The sequence below is a fragment of the Streptomyces sp. NBC_01217 genome, from assembly GCF_035994185.1.
Classification (GTDB): domain Bacteria; phylum Actinomycetota; class Actinomycetes; order Streptomycetales; family Streptomycetaceae; genus Streptomyces.
Map to the genome: position 1 here is coordinate 8002616 of NZ_CP108538.1, position 18745 is coordinate 8021360.

The 18745-nt window shown below is 69.0% G+C and carries 14 protein-coding genes; 8 read left to right on the plus strand and 6 right to left on the minus strand.

The genetic code is table 11. The annotated features are described in order from the left end of the window. Nucleotides 1-306: 306 nt before the first annotated feature. The gene (locus OG507_RS35740) at nucleotides 307-1881 is read right to left on the minus strand and encodes a Na+/H+ antiporter (RefSeq protein ID WP_327371239.1); all 1575 of its coding nucleotides are present in this window, start codon (nucleotides 1879-1881) and stop codon (nucleotides 307-309) included. 236 nt (nucleotides 1882-2117) lie between these two features. Here OG507_RS35740 and OG507_RS35745 point away from each other — a divergent pair, with 236 nt between their 5' ends. Beyond that, nucleotides 2118-4661, plus strand: coding sequence for a sensor histidine kinase (locus OG507_RS35745; protein ID WP_327371240.1), 2544 nt, complete (start codon nucleotides 2118-2120; stop codon nucleotides 4659-4661). A 21-nt stretch (nucleotides 4662-4682) separates the two neighbouring features. Here the strand turns inward: OG507_RS35745 and OG507_RS35750 are convergent, their stop codons facing one another. Further along, the gene (locus OG507_RS35750; RefSeq protein ID WP_327371241.1) at nucleotides 4683-5240 is read right to left on the minus strand and encodes a hypothetical protein; all 558 of its coding nucleotides are present in this window, start codon (nucleotides 5238-5240) and stop codon (nucleotides 4683-4685) included. A gap of 55 nt (nucleotides 5241-5295) precedes the next feature. On the opposite strand from OG507_RS35750, the gene OG507_RS35755 reads away from it, so the two are divergent. The 7 genes from OG507_RS35755 to OG507_RS35785 all read left to right on the plus strand — a co-directional run bounded on the left by OG507_RS35755 (nucleotide 5296) and on the right by OG507_RS35785 (nucleotide 13621). Further along, nucleotides 5296-5442 carry a hypothetical protein gene (locus OG507_RS35755; RefSeq protein ID WP_327371242.1) on the plus strand — a complete coding sequence of 49 codons (147 nt, stop codon included), beginning with the start codon at nucleotides 5296-5298 and terminating at the stop codon, nucleotides 5440-5442. Between the two features lie 168 nt (nucleotides 5443-5610). Continuing rightward, nucleotides 5611-5700: a K(+)-transporting ATPase subunit F gene (kdpF, locus tag OG507_RS35760; protein ID WP_037823947.1), complete on the plus strand. Its 90-nt coding sequence runs from the start codon at nucleotides 5611-5613 to the stop codon at nucleotides 5698-5700. Between the two features lie 7 nt (nucleotides 5701-5707). Beyond that, on the plus strand, nucleotides 5708-7372 hold the full coding sequence (gene kdpA, locus OG507_RS35765; RefSeq protein ID WP_327372156.1) for a potassium-transporting ATPase subunit KdpA: 1665 nt from the start codon (nucleotides 5708-5710) through the stop codon (nucleotides 7370-7372). Further along, the gene (kdpB, locus tag OG507_RS35770) at nucleotides 7369-9501 is read left to right on the plus strand and encodes a potassium-transporting ATPase subunit KdpB (protein WP_327370312.1); all 2133 of its coding nucleotides are present in this window, start codon (nucleotides 7369-7371) and stop codon (nucleotides 9499-9501) included. The genes kdpA (OG507_RS35765) and kdpB (OG507_RS35770) overlap by 4 nt, the downstream gene beginning before the upstream one ends. Nucleotides 9502-9516: 15 nt before the next feature. Then, on the plus strand, nucleotides 9517-10185 hold the full coding sequence (locus OG507_RS35775) for a potassium-transporting ATPase subunit C (RefSeq protein ID WP_327371243.1): 669 nt from the start codon (nucleotides 9517-9519) through the stop codon (nucleotides 10183-10185). Between the two features lie 124 nt (nucleotides 10186-10309). After that, nucleotides 10310-10993: a response regulator gene (locus tag OG507_RS35780; RefSeq protein WP_327371245.1), complete on the plus strand. Its 684-nt coding sequence runs from the start codon at nucleotides 10310-10312 to the stop codon at nucleotides 10991-10993. 81 nt (nucleotides 10994-11074) lie between these two features. Further along, the gene (locus OG507_RS35785; protein ID WP_327371246.1) at nucleotides 11075-13621 is read left to right on the plus strand and encodes a sensor histidine kinase KdpD; all 2547 of its coding nucleotides are present in this window, start codon (nucleotides 11075-11077) and stop codon (nucleotides 13619-13621) included. Nucleotides 13622-13852: 231 nt separating this feature from the next. Here the strand turns inward: OG507_RS35785 and kdpA (OG507_RS35790) are convergent, their stop codons facing one another. Genes kdpA (OG507_RS35790) through kdpF (OG507_RS35805) form a run of 4 tightly spaced genes read right to left on the minus strand, consistent with a single transcriptional unit; the run spans nucleotide 13853 to nucleotide 18631 of the window. Next, the gene (gene kdpA, locus OG507_RS35790; protein WP_327371247.1) at nucleotides 13853-15502 is read right to left on the minus strand and encodes a potassium-transporting ATPase subunit KdpA; all 1650 of its coding nucleotides are present in this window, start codon (nucleotides 15500-15502) and stop codon (nucleotides 13853-13855) included. Between the two features lie 2 nt (nucleotides 15503-15504). Continuing rightward, nucleotides 15505-16365 (minus strand): potassium-transporting ATPase subunit C, encoded by an 861-nt coding sequence (locus OG507_RS35795; protein ID WP_327371248.1) that lies wholly within the window; start codon nucleotides 16363-16365, stop codon nucleotides 15505-15507. A 2-nt stretch (nucleotides 16366-16367) separates the two neighbouring features. Then, complete coding sequence (gene kdpB, locus OG507_RS35800; protein WP_442811072.1) at nucleotides 16368-18542, minus strand: potassium-transporting ATPase subunit KdpB; 2175 nt, start codon at nucleotides 18540-18542, stop codon at nucleotides 16368-16370. Continuing rightward, entirely contained in the window at nucleotides 18542-18631 is a 90-nt protein-coding gene (kdpF, locus tag OG507_RS35805) for a K(+)-transporting ATPase subunit F (RefSeq protein ID WP_327371249.1), read from the minus strand. Before kdpF (OG507_RS35805) ends, kdpB (OG507_RS35800) begins: the two co-directional genes overlap by 1 nt. Nucleotides 18632-18745: the final 114 nt, after the last annotated feature.

Sequence of the window (18745 nt, forward strand, 5' to 3'; positions counted from 1 at the left end):
GCCGGCCGCCCCCGGCACCGCAGTGCTGGTCACGGGCATGGGAGCACCCCATGGGTGCTCCCCGGAGGAGAGCCGCCATGCCACTGACGTCCGCGTGCCTCTCCGGCGGCCGAGGGGAAATCTAGCCCGGCCGGATGCCCGAACTGCGCCGTTCAGCGTGGTATTTGCGCCTCTCTTACGGCTCTTCGGGCGGCCGCATAAGAGCATCGTCAAGATTGGCTGAGAGGGCATCAGGGAGTCGCGGGCCGGGCAGCCCAGGGCGTCGCCCTTCCGGGCCTCGGAAGCGGATGTGCGCTCGCATTCCCACTAGGCGTCCGCGAGGCGCGCCTCCTCCAGGTCCAGTGAGCGTTGCAGCCGGCGGCGGGTCGTGTCGCTTATGCGGTGCTCGTCGTAGAGGCGCTGGAGCTCGGCCCCCTCCACGTCGATCAGGTCGCGGCGCAACTGGCGGAAGGTGAGTTCGGCGGACTCCGTGGGGGTCCCGCCGCCGTTTTCCTGCGCGAGCCGGTCGCGGGCGTGATCGAGCCGGGCCGTCAGGCCGCGGCGGAGGCGGTCCAGGACGACGTCCGGGACGGCTTCCAGGTCCGAGATCTCCTCCAGGCGGCTCAGCCCCGCCGTCGCCAGGCTGCAGCGGGCCTCGGCCTCCTCCCGCTCCGTGTGGTCGGGTTCCAGGGCGATGCCGGAGCGGCGGACGACCGAGGAGAGGGAGAAGCCCTGAACGACGAGGGTGGCGACCACGACCGAAGTGGTGAGAACGAGGACGAGGGGCCGTTCCGAGAGCGTGACCCCCGCCTTTGTGGTCACCGGGATGGACAGGGCGGCGGCCAGCGGTACGACACCCCGGGTGCCGGCCCAGGTCAGCACCACCGGCACTCGCCAGTTCATGCGCTGGATGCCGCCCCTGCGCTGCACCACCGCCGACAGTGGCGCCAGCCACAGCATGCGCATGGCGATCAGCGTGGCGGCAACGGCGAGCGCGTACAGCGGCCACGCCCGGTCGCCGTCGGAGAGCGCGCGTACTTGGGACGGCAGGGCCAGGCCGATGAGGCTGAAGACGACGCTCTCCAGCAGGAAGACGACGGTGCCGTAGACGGCGTGCAGCTGGAGCCGTATGCGGGCGTTGGTGAGCCGGTTGCCCCGGCCGCCCAGGACGACACCGGCCACCACCACGGAGGTGACACCCGACGCGTGCGCCGCCTCGGCCAGAACGTAGGCCGCGTACGGGGTGACGAGGGAAGTCACCGTCTCCAGGACCGGGTCCTCCGTACGCCTGCGGATCATGGCCACCACCCCCGCAACGGCCGCTCCGGTGACCATGCCGCCGCCGGCCAGCAGCGCGAACTCTCCTGCTGCCGCACCCCAGCCGACCGCCGCCGATGCGACGGCGACGCTCACCGCGACCCGGAACAGGACCAGTGACGTCGCGTCGTTGAACAGGCTCTCGGCCTGGACCAGTACCTGCACCTTGGGCGGCAGCGCCAGGCGCCTGCCCAGCGCGGTGACGGCCACCGGATCCGTACTGGCCAGCACCGCGCCCAGCACCAGCGCCATGGGCCACGACAGCGGGGTGACGAGGGACGCCACCGCGCCGACCGCTGCCGCTGAGGCCAGCACCAGACCGATCGACAGCACCCCGACCGGCTTCCACACCGCGCGCAGCTCGCGCCAGGGCAGTTCCTCGGCACTCGCGTACAGCAGTGGTGGCAGCACGACGAGCCCGATGATCTCCGGACTGATCTGTATTTCGGGAGTGCCGGGCAGCAGGGCGACGGCGAGGCCGGCGACCACAAGGAGAGAGGGAGCGGGGATCCGCCAGCGGCGTGCGAAGGTTGCCACCACGGTGGCGAGTACCACGAGAGCCAGAACCGTCCCTACGCTGCGCATGCCGTCCCCTTGGCCATGAGAAGGAGACCTTGTGGCTCCCTGCCGACCAGACTTCCCGGCACACCGCTTTCACCCTATCGGTCCAGGGATTGTCAAAGTGCTGTCAACGTCCGGGTGACCCGCGTCAAGGTTGTGTCAAAGGGTGCGCCGAGCGGCTCGCACAAGCGCTTCCGTAGAAGGAAGGAACCCTTCCCTCCGGGGAGTTGAACGCCAGTGAGCGGAGCGCGTCGGCTGCGATGAGTGACGTACGGGCCAACATGACTGACGTACGGACCGGCGGCGGTGATGTACGCCCCGGGCGCCTGAAGGTCTACCTCGGGGCCGCCCCGGGGGTGGGCAAGACATACCGCATGCTCGACGAGGCGCGGCGCAGGGCGGCGCGCGGCGCCGATGTCGTCGTGGGGTTCGTCGAATGCCACGGGCGCCCCGGTACGGAGGCGATGCTGGACGGCCTGGAAGTCGTCGAGCGGGCCTCGCGAACCTACCGCGGCGGTGAGTTCACGGAGATGGACCTCGGCGCGGTCCTCGCGCGCCGTCCGCAGGTCGCGATCGTCGACGAGATCGCCCACAGCAACGTCCCCGGCGGCGGCCGCAACCCAAAGCGCTGGCAGGACGTGGAGGAGCTGCTCGCGGCGGGGATCGATGTCATCAGCGCGCTCAACATCCAGCATCTCGAATCCCTCAACGACGTCGTCGAGAAGATCACCGGGGTGCCGCAGCACGAGACGGTGCCCGATGAGGTCGTCCGCAGAGCCCATCAGATCGAGTTGGTGGACATGCCGCCCGAAGGGCTGCGTCGCCGGATGGCGCACGGCAACATCTATGCGCCCGCGAAGGTCGACGCGGCGCTCGCCAACTACTTCCGACCCGGCAATCTCACTGCGCTGCGTCAGCTTGCCCTGCTGTGGGTGGCCGACCGCGCCGACGAGGCGCTTCAGTCGTACCGCTTTGAGCACGGCATCGGTGGGGTCTGGGAGATTCGGGAGCGCGTCGTGGTCGCGCTGACCGGCGGCCCCGAGGGCGACACCCTCATCCGGCGGGCCGCCCGTATCGCCGACCGGTCGGCCGGCGGTGACCTGCTCGCCGTCCACGTCACGCGCAGCGACGGGCTCGCCGCGGGCGCCTCGCACGCTTCCCTGGTCCGGCAGCGGAGGCTGGTCGAGGACCTCGGCGGCAGCTACCACTCCGTGGTCGGCGACGACGTCGCCACCGCCCTGGTGGAGTTCGCGCGTGCCGAGAACGCCACCCAGCTCGTGCTCGGCACCAGCCGCCGGGGCCGCCTCGAACGCTTCGTCACCGGACGCGGCACCGGCGAGACGGTCGTCGAACTCTCCGGCGACATCGACATCCACACGGTCACGCACGAACGCGCCGGGGGCGGCACGCTGCTGCCCTCGCGCCGACGTACTCTGCCGACCGTGCGCCGGATCGCGGGCCCGGTCGCCGGTCTCCTGCTGCCGGTGGCGCTCACCTTCCTGTTGGATCTGGACGCAGCCCGGGGCAGGCTCAACCTCACCAGCGAGGCACTGCTCTTCCTGCTCACCGTGGTGGGGGTGGCCTGCATAGGCGGGGTCGCGTCGGCGGTGATCGCGTCGGTGACGGCGTCCCTGCTGCTCAACTACTGGTTCATCCCGCCCATCGGGCAATTCACGCTGAACGATCCGAATGCGCTGCTGGCCCTCGCGGTCTTCGCGGTGGTGGCCGCCATAGTGGCCGCTGTCGTCGACCGTTCACTGCGTCTGTCGCGGCGCTCGGCGCGGGCCACCGCCGAGGCGGAGACCATGTCGTCCCTCGCGGGCACCATTGTGCGCGGCGGCGCGACGATCCCGGCACTGGTGGAGCGTATCCGCGAGACCTTCGGCATGGACTCGGCGGAGCTGGTGGACGAGCCGCCCGCAGGGGACGACGTGACGGCCGTACCCGCGGGATCCGGCGCCTTCCTGGTGCTGCGCGGCCGCCCTCTCCCGTCCTCCGAACGGCGCGTCCTGGTCGCCTTCGCGGCGCACGTGGGCGCTGCCGTCGAACGGGCCCGGCTCGCCGAGGCCGCCGCCGAGGTCGAACCGGTCAAGGCTGCCGACCGGATGCGCACGGCGCTGCTGCGGGCGGTCGGCCACGATCTGCGCACCCCGCTCGCCGCCGGCTGGGCAGCCGTCTCCTCTCTGCGCAGCCGTGACGTGGAGTTCTCCGACGAGGACCGGGGCGAGCTCCTCGCCACCGCCGACGAGTCGATGGCCAAGCTGAACCGCCTGGTGGAGAACCTGCTCGACCTCAGCCGGCTGCAGGCAGGGGCGCTCACCCTGAACCTGCGCGCCACCACGTTCGAAGAGGTCCTGCCGGCGGCGCTGGCGGACACCCCTGAGGTCGAGGTGGGGGACCTGGAGGAGGTTCCGGCCGTGCTGGCCGATCCGCCCCTGCTGGAGCGGGTGGTCGCCAACCTCGCGGGCAACGCCGCCCGCCACAGCCCGGCCGGGCACAAGGTGCTGCTGACCGCCAGCATTCACGCAGGCCGCGCCGAACTGCGCGTCGTCGACCGCGGCCCCGGCCTCCCGCCGACCGACCGCGACCGCCTCTTCGAACCCTTCCAGCGCTTCGGCGACACCGACAACACCACCGGACTCGGCCTGGGCCTGGCCCTCTCCCGGGGCCTGACCGAGGCGATGGACGGCACCCTCACTCCGGAGGACACGCCCGGCGGGGGCCTGACCATGGTGTTGTCCCTGCCCTTCGCCGAGCGGGCGGAGCACCCCCGCGGTACGCAGAGCGCAAGACAGGGCGTATGAGACCACCCGGCTGTGTCGGGCTCAGTCCAGGTCGGACACTTTGAACACGGTCGAGGCCGTCTCGCGGTCGATGCGCTTCGAGATCTGGCGCAGCGCGGTCGCCCCGCAGGTCAGGGATCCGCTGGCGTCGGATCTGCGGGCGTCCTCGTTGAGGCGGTGCCACAGATCGGGGTTGTTCACGAGGACCTCGGGGTTGATCTCGACGCGTCCGCCGAAAGCGTCCCGCAGGCGGAGCCGTTGGGAGACGCCGTCCAGGCAGCGCACGGACACCAACACGTCGGTGCGCACCCGCCGCTCCCGCAGGAGACCGCGTGAGGCCAGCCAGCCCTCGCCCGCGGTGACCCGGGCGGGGTAGAGGACCACGAACAGGAGGACGGCGAGCCCGGCCCACAGCGTGCCGCGTACGGTCGTGAGACTGTCGGCCCCCCAGTCGACCAGCAGCAGAAGGCCGAGGAGCGCGGCCGAGCAACGGATCGCGCTGCGCAGGTCCCTTGCCCAGCGGCGGTCGTACGTCACCTCCGCGGGGGGTTCTTCGTGACTGTGGCCCGCGTCGTGTCGCGCGGCGCTGCGGCGTCCCATGGCGCCGACGGTAGAGCCCCGGGGGAGCCGGGCCCTGTACCTTGACGCGGCTCTGATGGGCATCCTGCCCCTCCTTGACGCCCCCGAGCCCGGAACCCGCGTGACCGTGCCGATCCCCGCGGTGGAGCCCGACCGGCTGTGGCAGCGGCAGATGGATCAGTTGTCCGTAAGAGTTCTGTCAAAGGCGTACGAGCTGCCGTAAAGGAGGTGTCAACGGCGACCGATTCCGGCCATGGAGACGCTTTCCTCTAACCGTCCGTTCGATTCCGTACCTCATTCAGGAGCTCACGATGGCCGATGTGGCCTTCGTCGTCATCACGATCGCGGTGTTCGCGTTGGTGGCTGTCGTTGCCAAGGGGGTGGCGAAGCTGTGACTGCCGAGAACGTTGTCGGTCTGATCGTGGCCGTTGCCCTGCTGGGCTATCTCGTCCTCGCCCTTCTGTATCCGGAGAGGTTCTGAGCCCGATATGAGCCCTGTCCTCGCTGGTGTGCTCCAGTTGCTCGCGCTCGTTGTGGCGTTGGGTCTGGCATACCGTCCGCTTGGTGACTACATGGCCGCCGTCTACTCCTCGAAGAAGCATCTGCGGGTCGAGAAGTGGATATACAAGGCCATCGGTGCCGATCCGAATACGGAGATGCGCTGGCCCGCGTATCTGCGTGGGGTGCTCGCGTTCTCCGCGGTGAGTGTCCTTTTCCTTTATCTGCTGCAGCGTCTGCAGGGCGGTCTGCCCGGGTCGCTGGGTTTTGCGTCGATCGATCCGGATCAGGCGTTCAACACGGCGGCGTCGTTCGTGGCCAACACGAACTGGCAGTCGTATTACGGCGAGCAGGCGATGGGCCATGTCGTGCAGACCGGTGGTCTGGCGGTGCAGAACTTCGTCTCGGCGTCGGTCGGTATCGCGGTCGCGGTGGCGCTGGTGCGTGGTTTCGCCCGTTCCCGTACGGGTGAGCTGGGCAATTTCTGGTCCGATCTGGTGCGTGGCACCGTGCGGATCCTGTTGCCGGTCTCGGTGGTCGCGGCGGTGGTCCTGGTCGCGTGCGGTGCGATCCAGAACTTCTCCGGTATTCATGGTGTCGGGCAGTTCTTGGGTGGTTCGCAGGAGTGGAACGGCGGGGCGGTCGCCTCGCAGGAGGCGATCAAGGAGCTGGGCACGAACGGTGGCGGTTACTTCAACGCCAACTCGGCTCATCCGTTCGAGAATCCCGGGGGGCTCTCCAATCTTCTGGAGATTTTCCTGATTCTGGTCATTCCGTTCGCGTTGACGCGGACTTTCGGCCGGATGGTCGGTTCGCTGAAGCAGGGTTACGCGATCCTGGCGGCGATGGGTGTCATCTGGCTGGGTTTCACGGCGTTGATGATGTGGACGGAGTTCGCGCATCACGGTCCGGCGTTCGATATCGCGGGCGGGGCGATGGAGGGGAAGGAGACGCGGTTCGGGGTCGGTGGTTCGTCGATCTTCGCGGTGGCGACGACGCTGACGTCGACCGGTGCGGTGAACTCGTTCCATTCCTCGTTCACGGGTCTTGGCGGCGGGATCACGATGCTGGGCATGCAGCTGGGCGAGATCGCGCCCGGTGGTGTCGGTTCGGGTCTGTACGGCATGCTGATCATGGCGGTGATCGCGGTGTTCCTGGCGGGTCTGATGGTCGGGCGTACGCCGGAGTATCTGGGGAAGAAGATCGGCACGCGGGAGATCAAGCTCGCGGCCTGTTACATCCTGGTCACCCCGGCGCTGGTGCTGTGCTTCACCGCTGCGGCGATGGCCCTGCCCACCCCGGCCAACTCGATGACCAACTCCGGTGCGCATGGTTTCTCCGAGATTCTGTATGCGTATACGTCGGGTGCGAACAACAACGGTTCGGCGTTCGCGGGGCTGAACGCGGACACGCAGTGGTTCAACACGACGATCGGTCTTGCGATGCTGCTGGGCCGGTTCCTGCCGATCGTGTTCGTCCTGGCGCTGGCCGGCTCGCTGGCCGGGCAGAAGCCCGTCCCGGCGACCGCGGGGACCCTGGGCACGCACAAGCCGCTGTTCAGCGGGCTGCTGGTCGGCACGATCCTGATCATCACCGGTCTGACCTACTTCCCGGCCCTGGCGCTGGGGCCGCTGGCCGAAGGGCTGGCGTCATGACCACTCGTACGAAGCAAGAGGACTCGATGTCCACTGTCACCCCCACCCGGGCACCGCACCAGGACGCGCCCACGGGTCACCAGAGCGAAGGACGTGTCGGCGGGGGCCTGTTCGACCCCAAGCAGCTGATCAAGTCCTTCCCCGACGCAGTCCGCAAGCTCGATCCGCGGATGATGGTCAAGTCGCCCGTGATGTTCGTGGTGCTGATCGGTTCGGTCTTCACGACCGTACTGGCGTGTCTGAACCCGGGCGACTGGTTCGGCTGGGCGATCGCGCTCTGGCTGTGGCTGACCACGATCTTCGCGAACCTGGCGGAGGCGGTCGCCGAAGGCCGCGGCAAGGCGCAGGCCGACACACTGCGCAAGGCCAAGACCCACACGGTCGCGCGCCGGCTGTCCAAGGACGGCAGGACCGAGGAACAGGTGCCCGGCACCGAGCTGCGCATCGGTGACCTGGTCGTCTGTGAGGCGGGCGACATCATCCCCGGAGACGGTGACGTCGTCGAGGGTGTCGCCTCCGTCGACGAGTCGGCCATCACGGGTGAGTCGGCGCCGGTCATCCGGGAGTCGGGCGGTGACCGCAGTGCGGTCACCGGAGGTACGAAGGTGCTCTCCGACCGGGTCGTCATCAAGATCACGACGAAGCCGGGTGAGACCTTCATCGACCGGATGATCGCCCTGGTCGAGGGCGCGGCCCGGCAGAAGACGCCCAACGAGATCGCGCTGAACATCCTTCTCGCGTCCCTCACCATCGTCTTCCTCCTCGCCGTGGTCACTCTGCAGCCGTTCGCGATCTACGCGGGCCAGCGGCAGTCGATGATCGTGCTGACCGCACTGCTGGTCTGTCTGATTCCGACGACGATCGGTGCGCTGCTCTCCGCGATCGGCATCGCGGGCATGGACCGCCTCGTCCAGCGCAACGTCCTCGCCATGTCGGGGCGTGCCGTCGAGGCCGCAGGCGATGTGTCGACCCTGCTCCTCGACAAGACCGGAACCATCACCCTCGGCAACCGCCAGGCCTCCGAGTTCGTGCCGGTCACCGGCACCACCGAGGCCGAGGTGGCCGACGCCGCTCAACTGTCCTCGTTGGCCGACGAGACGCCCGAGGGCCGCTCCATCGTCGTGCTGGCCAAGGAGAGGTACGGGCTGCGCGAACGCCACCAGGGCGAGCTGTCCGGCGCAGAGTGGATCTCCTTCACCGCCCAGACCCGTATGTCCGGTGTGGACGTCGACGGGCGCAAGATCCGCAAGGGTGCTGCCGGTTCGGTCATCGCCTGGGTCCAGGAGCAGGGCGGAGAGGTGTCCGAGGACGCCGATACCCTTGCCAACCGGATCTCCGAAGCCGGGGGAACCCCGCTGCTCGTCGCCGTCGAGGACGCGAAGGGCGCCCGGGTCCTGGGTGTCATTCACCTCAAGGACGTCGTCAAGGAGGGCATGCGGGAGCGGTTCGACGAGCTGCGCCGCATGGGCATCAAGACCGTCATGATCACGGGTGACAACCCGTTGACGGCCAAGGCGATCGCGCAGGAGGCCGGGGTCGACGACTTCCTGGCCGAGGCGACGCCCGAGGACAAGATGGCCCTCATCAAGCGTGAGCAGGCGGGCGGCAAGCTCGTCGCGATGACCGGCGACGGCACCAACGACGCACCCGCGCTGGCGCAGGCGGATGTCGGTGTGGCGATGAACACCGGTACCTCGGCCGCCAAGGAGGCCGGGAACATGGTGGACCTGGACTCCAACCCGACCAAGCTGATCGAGATCGTCGAGATCGGCAAGCAGCTCCTGATCACGCGCGGTGCGTTGACGACGTTCTCGATCGCCAACGACGTCGCGAAGTACTTCGCGATCATCCCCGCGATGTTCGCGGTGGTCTACCCGGGCCTGGACAAGCTGAACATCATGCAGCTGTCCTCACCCGAGTCCGCGATCCTGTCCGCGGTCATCTTCAACGCGCTGATCATCATCGCGCTGGTCCCGCTCGCCCTGAAGGGCGTGCGCTACCGGCCCAGCAGCGCCGACTCGATGCTCCGGCGCAACCTCGGGATCTACGGTCTCGGCGGGCTGATCGCCCCGTTCATCGGCATCAAGATCATCGACCTGATCATCTCCCTCATCCCCGGAATCGGCTGACCTGCCATGACCTCCATGAACAACTCCGCAGGAAACACCGCCCGGCTGCTCTGGGCCGGTCTGCGCGCCCTGCTCGTCCTGACCGTGGTCTGCGGGGTGCTCTACCCGCTCGCCGTCACCGGCGTCGCCCAGGGCATCTTCCCCGACAAGGCCAACGGCTCCGAGATCACCGCGAACGGCAAGGTCGTCGGCTCCACCCTCATCGGCCAGCGCTACGACCTGCCGCTGAAGAAGGGCGAGGAGACCGCGGCCCCGGACCTCAAGTGGTTCCAGCCGCGCCCCTCCAACGGGCTCGGCGCCAACAGCGTCAACACCCAGTACAAGCTGATCCTGTCCGGCGCGACCAACCGCTCCGGCGACAACAAGGACCTGATCGACTGGGTGACCGCGGCGAAGAAGGCCGTCATCAAGGACAACTCGGTGAACGGCTACACGGTCAGGCCGTCCGACGTCCCCGCCGACGCGGTGACCTCCTCCGGCTCCGGCCTGGACCCGGCCATCTCTCCCGAGTACGCCGACATCCAGGTGCACCGCATCGCCGAGAAGAACAACCTGTCCGTCGCCCAGGTGCAGAAGCTGGTCGACGAGCACACCGACGGCCGCACCCTCGGCTTCATCGGCCAGCCGACGGTCAACGTCCTCGAACTCAACATCGCGCTCAAGGACCTCGTGGCGAGGAGCTGATGGCCTTATGCGCACCATGCGGGAGTTGGCGGACGGGGCGACACCCCCGTCGCGTCGACTCCCGCAACCGTGAGGCCGGTTCCGCTGGCGTCGGCCTGCCGTACAACAGGAAAGGCACACGCCGATGACCCGGGTACTGGTGGTGGAGGACGATCCTCAGCTCGTCCGGGCCCTCGTGATCAACCTGCAGGCCCGCCAGTACGGAGTGGACCCGGCGCCCGACGGTGCCACCGGCCTGCGCCTCGCCGCCGCGCGCCGGCCTGATGCGGTTCTGCTCGACCTGGGCCTGCCGGACATGGATGGAGTAGACGTCATCAAGACGCTGCGCGGCTGGACCCGCGTACCGATCCTGGTGCTGTCCGCCCGGCGGGCCTCCGACGAGAAGGTCGCCGCACTCGACGCGGGCGCCGACGACTACATCACCAAGCCGTTCACCATGGACGAACTGCTGGCCCGGTTGCGGGCCGCCGTCCGCCGCACGGAGACCGCGCCGCCGGCTCCCGAAACCTTTCTCATCGCGACGGACGACTTCACCATCGACCTGCTGGCCAAGAAGACCACCCGAGGCGGACACGACGTACACCTCACCCCGACCGAATGGCATCTGCTGGAGATCCTGGTCACCAACCCCGGTCGTCTCATCACGCAGAAACACCTGCTCCAGGAGGTATGGGGCACCTCCCGGAGCGACAAGACCAACTATCTCCGCGTCTACATGGCCCAACTGCGCCGCAAACTCGAGGCGAACCCGGCCCACCCGCGCCACCTCATCACCGAGCCCGGCATGGGATACCGCTTCGAGAGCTGAATCAGGCTTTCGAGACCGCCCCCAGCACCCCCAGCCTCCGCCCGCAGAGGCGAAGAGACGAAGAGACGAAGAGACGAGAAGATGGCACGCGGCAAACTTCGTATATACCTCGGTGCGGCACCAGGCGTCGGCAAGACGTACGCGATGCTCTCCGAGGCGCACCGCCGCGTCGAGCGGGGTACGGACTGTGTGGTCGCCTTCGTGGAGCACCACAACCGTCCGCGCACCGAGGTGATGCTGCACGGCCTGGAGCAGATCCCCCGCAAGGAGCTGGAATACCGGAGCACCGTCTTCACCGAGATGGACGTGGACGCGGTGCTCTCCCGGCACCCCCAGGTGGCCCTCGTCGACGAGCTGCCCCACACGAACATTCCCGGCTCCCGCAACACCAAGCGCTGGCAGGACGTCGAGGAACTGCTGGCCGCCGGGATCGACGTGGTCTCGACGGTCAACATTCAGCACCTGGAATCGCTCGGTGACGTCGTCGAGTCCATCACCGGCATCCGGCAGCAGGAGACCGTACCGGACGAGATCGTACGACGGGCCGAGCAGATCGAGCTGGTCGACATGTCACCTCCTGCCCTGCGCCGCCGCATGGCGCACGGCAATATCTACAAGCCCGACAAGGTCGACGCGGCCCTGTCCAACTACTTCCGCCCGGGCAATCTGACCGCCCTGCGCGAGCTGGCGCTGCTGTGGGTGGCCGACCGGGCCGATGAATACCTGACCGAGTACCGCAGCGAGCACCGGGTCTCGAAGATCTGGGGCTCTCGTGAGCGGATCGTCGTCGGCCTCACCGGCGGTCCCGAGGGCCGCACGCTGATCCGCCGTGCCGTGCGGCTGGCGGAGAAGGGCGCGGGCGGCGAGGTGCTGGCCGTCTACATCGGCCGCAGTGACGGACTGACCCACGCCTCGCCCAAGGAACTCGCCGTCCAGCGCACCCTCGTGGAGGAACTGGGCGGCACCTTCCACCACGTCATCGGGGACGACGTACCGACGGCGCTCCTGGACTTCGCCCGCGGCGTCAACGCCACACAGATCGCCCTCGGGGTGTCCCGACGCAAGGGATGGCAGTACGTCTACGGGCCGGGCGTCGGCGCGACGGTCGCCCGGGAGTCGGGGCCCGACCTCGACGTTCACCTCATCACCCACGACGAGGTGGGCAAGGGGCGCGGGCTGCCCGTGGCCCGGAGCGCGCGCCTGGGCCGCCCCCGGGTCATATGGGGCTGGCTGGTCGGGGCGGCCGGCCCGGCCCTCCTGACTCTGCTGCTCACCGGGGTCACGCCTGAAGTCGGCCTGGCCAACGACATGCTGCTGTTCCTGACGCTGACGGTGGCCGCGGCCCTGCTGGGCGGGCTCTACCCGGCGCTGGCCTCGGCAGTGGTGGGCTCCCTGCTGCTGAACTGGTTCTTCACCCCACCCGTCCACACCCTGACGATCGCCGACCCCAAGAACATCGTCGCCATCGCGATCTTCGTCGGCGTTGCCGTCTCGGTGGCTTCCGTGGTGGACCTCGCGGCCCGGCGCACGCATCAAGCGGCGCGGCTGCGGGCCGAGTCGGAGATCCTGTCCTTCCTGGCAGGCAGCGTGCTGCGCGGGGAAACGAGCCTGGACGCACTGCTGGAGCGGGTCCGCGAGACCTTCGGGATGGAGTCGGTGGCGCTGTTGGAGCGGGAGAGCGACGTCGACCCGTGGACCTGCGCCGGCAGTGTGGGCCCGCGCCCGCGTGCCGAGCGACCGGAGGACGCAGACGTGGACATGCCGGTCGGCGACCACATGGCGCTCGCCCTGTCGGGGCGGGTGCTGCCGGCCGAGGACCGGCGGGTCCTGGCCGCGTTCGCCGCCCAGGCCGCTGTGGTACTGGATCGCCAGCGGCTGAAGTCCGAGGCCGACCAGTCTCGTGGGCTGGCCGAGGGCAACCGCATCCGCACGGCGCTGCTGGCCGCGGTCAGCCATGACCTGCGTACCCCGCTCGCCGGGATCAAGGCCGCCGTGTCCTCGCTGCGCTCCGACGACGTGGCCTGGTCCGAGGAGGACCAGGCGGAGTTGCTGGAGGGCATTGAGGAGGGCGCCGACCGGCTGGACCACCTGGTGGGCAATCTCCTGGACATGTCCCGCCTCCAGACCGGCACGGTCACCCCGCTGATCCGCGAGATCGACCTCGACGAGGTGGTGCCGATGGCGCTCGGTGGGGTTCCCGAGGGCAGCGTGGACCTGGAGATCCCGGAGAGTCTGCCGATGGTCGCCGTCGACCCCGGCCTGCTGGAGCGGTCGGTCGCCAACCTCGTCGAGAACGCGGTGAAATACAGCCCGGGCGACGAGCGGGTCCTGGTGTCAGCCAGCGCCATCGCCGACCGGGTGGAGGTGCGGGTGGTCGACCGCGGCCCGGGTGTCCCGGACGAGGCCAAGGAACGTATCTTCGCGCCCTTCCAGCGTTACGGCGACGCCCCGCGCGGGGCGGGCGTCGGCCTCGGCCTCGCGGTCGCCCGCGGCTTCGCCGAGGCGATGCGCGGCACATTGAACGCCGAGGACACCCCTGGTGGCGGACTCACCATGGTCCTCACCGTCCCGGCCGCATCCGGCCTCCAGTCGGTCCGCCCCGACCTTCCGGCGGGTGCGACCTCCTAGCCTGCCGTGGGTCCGGCCGTGCGAGCCGCACGGCCGTGGCAGACCCGGCATGGGGATTCCCCGGCAGAGCTCGAAGCCTCGGCGCGTCCCGTTCCCCCCCACGGCGTACGGTCCGGCCCGCCGCGAACTGCGTTCGAGAGTTCCGTTGCGGCCGGCCCGAGGCGATCGTGTGTCCTGATCGCAGCCGGCTGATCCTGTGAGCGATCACAGGATCAGCCGGCACTCGGGCGCCTACAGCAGTCCGTCGGCGATGGTGCCGAGGGAGAGCGCCGGAAGGAAGTTGAGCAGCGCCAGGATGACGGCCGCGGCGGTGGCCAGGACAACGAAGTTGACGCCCTGCGCGCGCAGCGTGCCGGCAGTGACGACGCCGGGCTGTTGCTTGGCGAGGCGTCCGGCCAGGGCCAGGACGCATGCCATCGGGAGGTAGCGGCCGGCCAGCATCGCGAACACCATCAGCAGGTTGTGGAAGTCGGTGGCACCGTTGAATCCCGCCATCGCGCTGCCGTTGCTGTTGGTGTTGCTGGTGTATGCGTAGATGAGCTCGGTCAGGCCGTGCGCCCCCGGGTTGCCCATCGAGGTCCGGCCGTCGCCGAAGGCGAGCGCGATACCCGTGCAGGCGAGGATCACCGTGGGCGCGATCAGCGCGTACACGACCACCCACCGCATCTCCCCGAAACCGATCCGCTTGCGCAGGTATTCGGGCGTGCGGCCGACCATCAGACCGCCGATGAACACGGCCACCAAAACCACCATGATCAGGCCGTAGAGCCCACTGCCGGTGCCGCCGGGGGCGATCTCGCCGAGCATCATCGCGGACAGCAGCACCCCGCCACCGAGGCTGGAGAAGCTGTCGTACGAGGAGTTGGCCGCGCCGTCCGCGGAGCCCGTGGCCCCCACGCCGAACAGTGTCGAGCCGGGGATGCCGAAGCGGGTCTCGGTGCCTTCGTACTGTCCGCCGACCGCCTGGGTGACCGTGCCGGTGTGGACGCTCTGCGCGAGCGTGCCTGCGGCGAGGAGCAGGCCGAAGAGGATTCCGACGACGGTGAGCAGGGTCCAGCTCTGCTTCGGACTGCCGATCATCCGGCCGAACATGCGGATGCAGGCTGTCGGGATGAGCAGCATGAGCACGATCTCGAAGGCATTGGTCCAGGCGCTCGGGTTCTCGAAGGGGTGGGCGCTGTTGGCGTTGAAGACGCCGCCGCCGTCGCCGGTGAACAGCTTGATCGGCTCCCAGGAGCCGACCGGTCCGTCGAGAATCGTCTGCTTGCCGCCCGCGACCGTGGTGACGGTGTGTCCGGCACCGAGGCTCTGGATGACGCCCCCGGCCATCAGCATCAGACCGCCGACGACCGCCATCGGGACCAGGATCCGGAAAATCGTGCGAAGCAGGTCGACCCAGAAGTTGCCGAGGTCGTCCGTGGACCGCCGGACCAGACCCCGGACCAGGGCGAGAGCCACGCATATGCCGACCGCCGCCGATGCAAACGCCTGTACGCCCAGGCCCGCCATGACGGCGAGATGCCCGGTGGTCGACTCACCCGCGTAGTTCTGCCAGCTGGTGTTGGTGGTGAAGGAGACCGCGGTGTGCAGCGCGAGCCGCCACGGCATGCCCTCGTGCCCCGTCGACCAGGGCAGCTTTCCCTGAAGGGTGAAGAGGGCGAAGAGCGCCGCGATGCTCATGACGGAGAAGGCGAGCAGGGCGGTGAGGTAGTGCCGCCAGGTCTGCTCCTTGTCCGGGTCGATTCCGCAGACGCGGTAGAGAGTCTTCTCTCCCCGCCAGTGCTTCCCGCCGTCGAGGACGCGGGCCATGTAGTCGCCGAGCGGGACGTGCAGCCCCACGACCACGGCGAGGACGAGCGATGCCTGGATCCAGGCCGCCATGATCAGGCTCCCTGCTTCGGATAGGTACGGTCGAGGGCGATGTTGAGCTCGACGACATTGACGGCGCGCTCGCCGAGCACGCCGAGTGCGCGGCCGGTGGTGTACTTCTCGATCATCTTGTGTACGTCGGCCGCGCTCGTTGCGCGCTCACGAGCGATCCGCGGTGCCTGGAGCTCCGCGTATGCCGGGCTGATGTGGGGGTCGAGGCCGCTGCCGCTCGCGGTGACCGCGTCGGCGGGGACGACAGGATTCGCCGGGGCGTCGCCGCGTACGGGGACGGTCACAGCATGGCTGTAGTCCGCGCCGGGCTTCGCGCATGTGACGCGAACTCCCTTGTAGGAGGTGAGGAACGGCTTCGCCGGGCAGGCCTGGTTGAGGCTGACGGCCTGGGTGGCACGTCCGCTCGTACCGCCGTCGTAGAAGACGCCGAGGACCGCACCCACGCCGTCGTCCGTGCAGTACGGGCGCGAGCCGTCGACGCCTTCGAGGTCGCCGACCGCCTTGCTGCGCCCGCACACCAGGGTGAGCAGGCTCGGCTTGTCCTTGGTGTCGACGACGGACTCGGGGCCCTGGTTTCCGGCGCCGGACGCCGTGGCGTCGTATCCCGTACCGGCGTTGGATGGCCGGGACTGGAAGTACTTCTTGACGGGGTCGCCCTTGGCGTCGATGAACGTCTGGCCGATCAGCGAGGAGCCGGCCGGTCTGCCGTCCGCGCCGGTCACCTCCGACGTGCCACCGAGGCCCGGGACCTGGGCTGCCGCCACCATGGCCAGCGGATAGGCCAGGCCGGTCAGCAGAGTCAGCACGAGGACCACCCGCAACGCTGCGATGTGCTGGGCGAGCCAGTGTGGGATGAGTGTCATGGTCAGATCCCCGGGATGAACTGGACGAGGGTGAAGTCGATGAACTTGATGGCCAGGAACGGGGCGATCACGCCGCCGAGTCCGTAGATCCACAGGTTGCGGGTGAGCAGGGTGGAGGCGGAGGAAGGCCGGTAGCGCACGCCGCGCAGGGCGAGCGGGATCAGCGCCACGATGACCACCGCGTTGAAGATGACCGCCGAGAGGATCGCGGACAGCGGCGAGTGCAGGTTCATGATGTTTAGCCGGTCGAGCCCCGGGTACACCGCCGCGAACATCGCGGGCAGGATCGCGAAGTACTTGGCGATGTCGTTGGCAATCGAAAACGTCGTCAACGCGCCCCGCGTGATGAGGAGTTGCTTGCCGATCTCGACGATCTCGATGATCTTCGTGGGGTCGGAGTCGAGGTCGACCATGTTGCCGGCCTCCTTGGCGGCCGACGTACCGGTGTTCATCGCCACGCCGACGTCCGCCTGCGCGAGTGCCGGGGCGTCGTTCGTACCGTCGCCCGTCATGGCGATGAGATGGCCGCCGGCCTGCTCGCGCCTGATCAGCTCCAGCTTGTCCTCGGGGGTCGCCTCGGCCAGGAAGTCGTCGACACCCGCCTCCTCGGCGATCGCCTTGGCGGTCACCGGGTTGTCGCCGGTGACCATCACCGTACGGATGCCCATGCGGCGCAGCTCGTCGAAGCGTTGGCGCAGGCCGGGCTTGACGACGTCCTTGAGGTGGACGACGCCGAGTACCTCGGCCGTGCCGTCACTCCTGACCTCCGCCACGACCAGCGGCGTACCGCCGGACGCGGAGACGTGATCCACGGTGGCGTCCAGCGCGATCGGCACCTTGCCGCCCTGCTCGCGCACCCATGCCGCGACCGACGCCGCGGCGCCCTTACGCAGCCGCTGACCACTGGGGAGGTCGACGCCGGACATACGGGTGGCGGCGGTGAACGGCACCCACTCGGCGCCGTCCGCGGAACGGGTGTCCTCGACTGCCGAGGCGTGCTCGGTGTGGGTGTACTCGACGATCGACCGGCCTTCGGGCGTCTCGTCGGCCAGGCTGGAGAGGAGCGAGGCCTTCGCCAGCCGCTCCATGGAGACCGCCCCGACCGGCAGGAACGCGCTCGCCCGCCGGTTGCCGAAGGTGATCGTGCCGGTCTTGTCGAGCAGCAGTGTGTTGACGTCGCCCGCGGCCTCGACTGCCCGTCCGGACATGGCCAGCACGTTCCTCTGCACCAGCCGGTCCATGCCCGCGATGCCGATCGCCGAGAGCAGCGCGCCGATGGTCGTCGGAATCAGACAGACCAGGAGCGAGACCAGCACGATGCCGGTGACACCGTCCGCGGTCAGCGCCGCGGTGTCGTGCGCGGCGGCCATCGCGCCCTTGGAGAAGATCGCCATCGGCTGCAGAGTCACGACCGCTACCAGGAATACGGAGGTCAGCATGACCAGCAGCAGGTTGAGCGCCAGCTCGTTGGGGGTCCTCTGCCGGTTGGCGCCCTCGACCAGGGCGATCATCCGGTCCAGGAAGCTCTCTCCGGGCTCTTGCGTGATCCGTACGACCAGGTGGTCGGAGAGCACCCGGGTGCCGCCTGTGACAGCGCTGCGATCGCCTCCGGACTCGCGGATGACCGGCGCGGATTCGCCGGTCATGGCTGACTCGTCGACGCTCGCGGCGCCCATGATCACGTCGCCGTCACCGGGAATCAGGTCCCCGGCCGGTACGGACACGATGTCGCCACGCCTGAGCTCGGAGGCGGCGACGGCCTCTTCGACGTACGAGTCCTCCGCCGCGCCGGACTCCCAGCCCACGAGCCGCCATGCGGTGGTCTGTTGCCGGGTCTTGCGCAGAGCGTCGGCCTGCGCCTTGCCGCGGCTCTCGGCCACGGCCTCGGCGAGGTTGGCGAAGACCACCGTCAACCACAGCCAGACGGTGATCAGCCAGCCGAAGAGACTGGGGTGGACGACCGCTGTGCCGGTGGTGAGTGCGGCACCGACCTCGGTGACGAACATGACCGGATTGCGGAACAGGGTCACTGGATTCAGCTTGCGGAGCGCCTGGGGGAGCGCGAGCCACAGCTGCTGGGGATCGAGCATTCCGGCACCGACCCTGCGCGGCCGTTCTTCCTGCGGAGGCGGCGCGTCGTGGACGGGGGCGGGTTCGACCGCGGCGGGGGCGGACATCAGAACTTCTCCGGCTGGATCAGGGCAATGATCAGATAGGCGAGCAGGGCGACGGCCACGACCAGGCCGACCGTGTTTTCGATGGTCATCGAGACCTCGTCCTCACACATGGGGATATGCGAATAGGGGGTAATCGGTGTGTTCGGGGTCACCTGTGGTGTGCACCGAGCGGCCTCCGCCGGGAGGGAGCCACGACGGAGGCC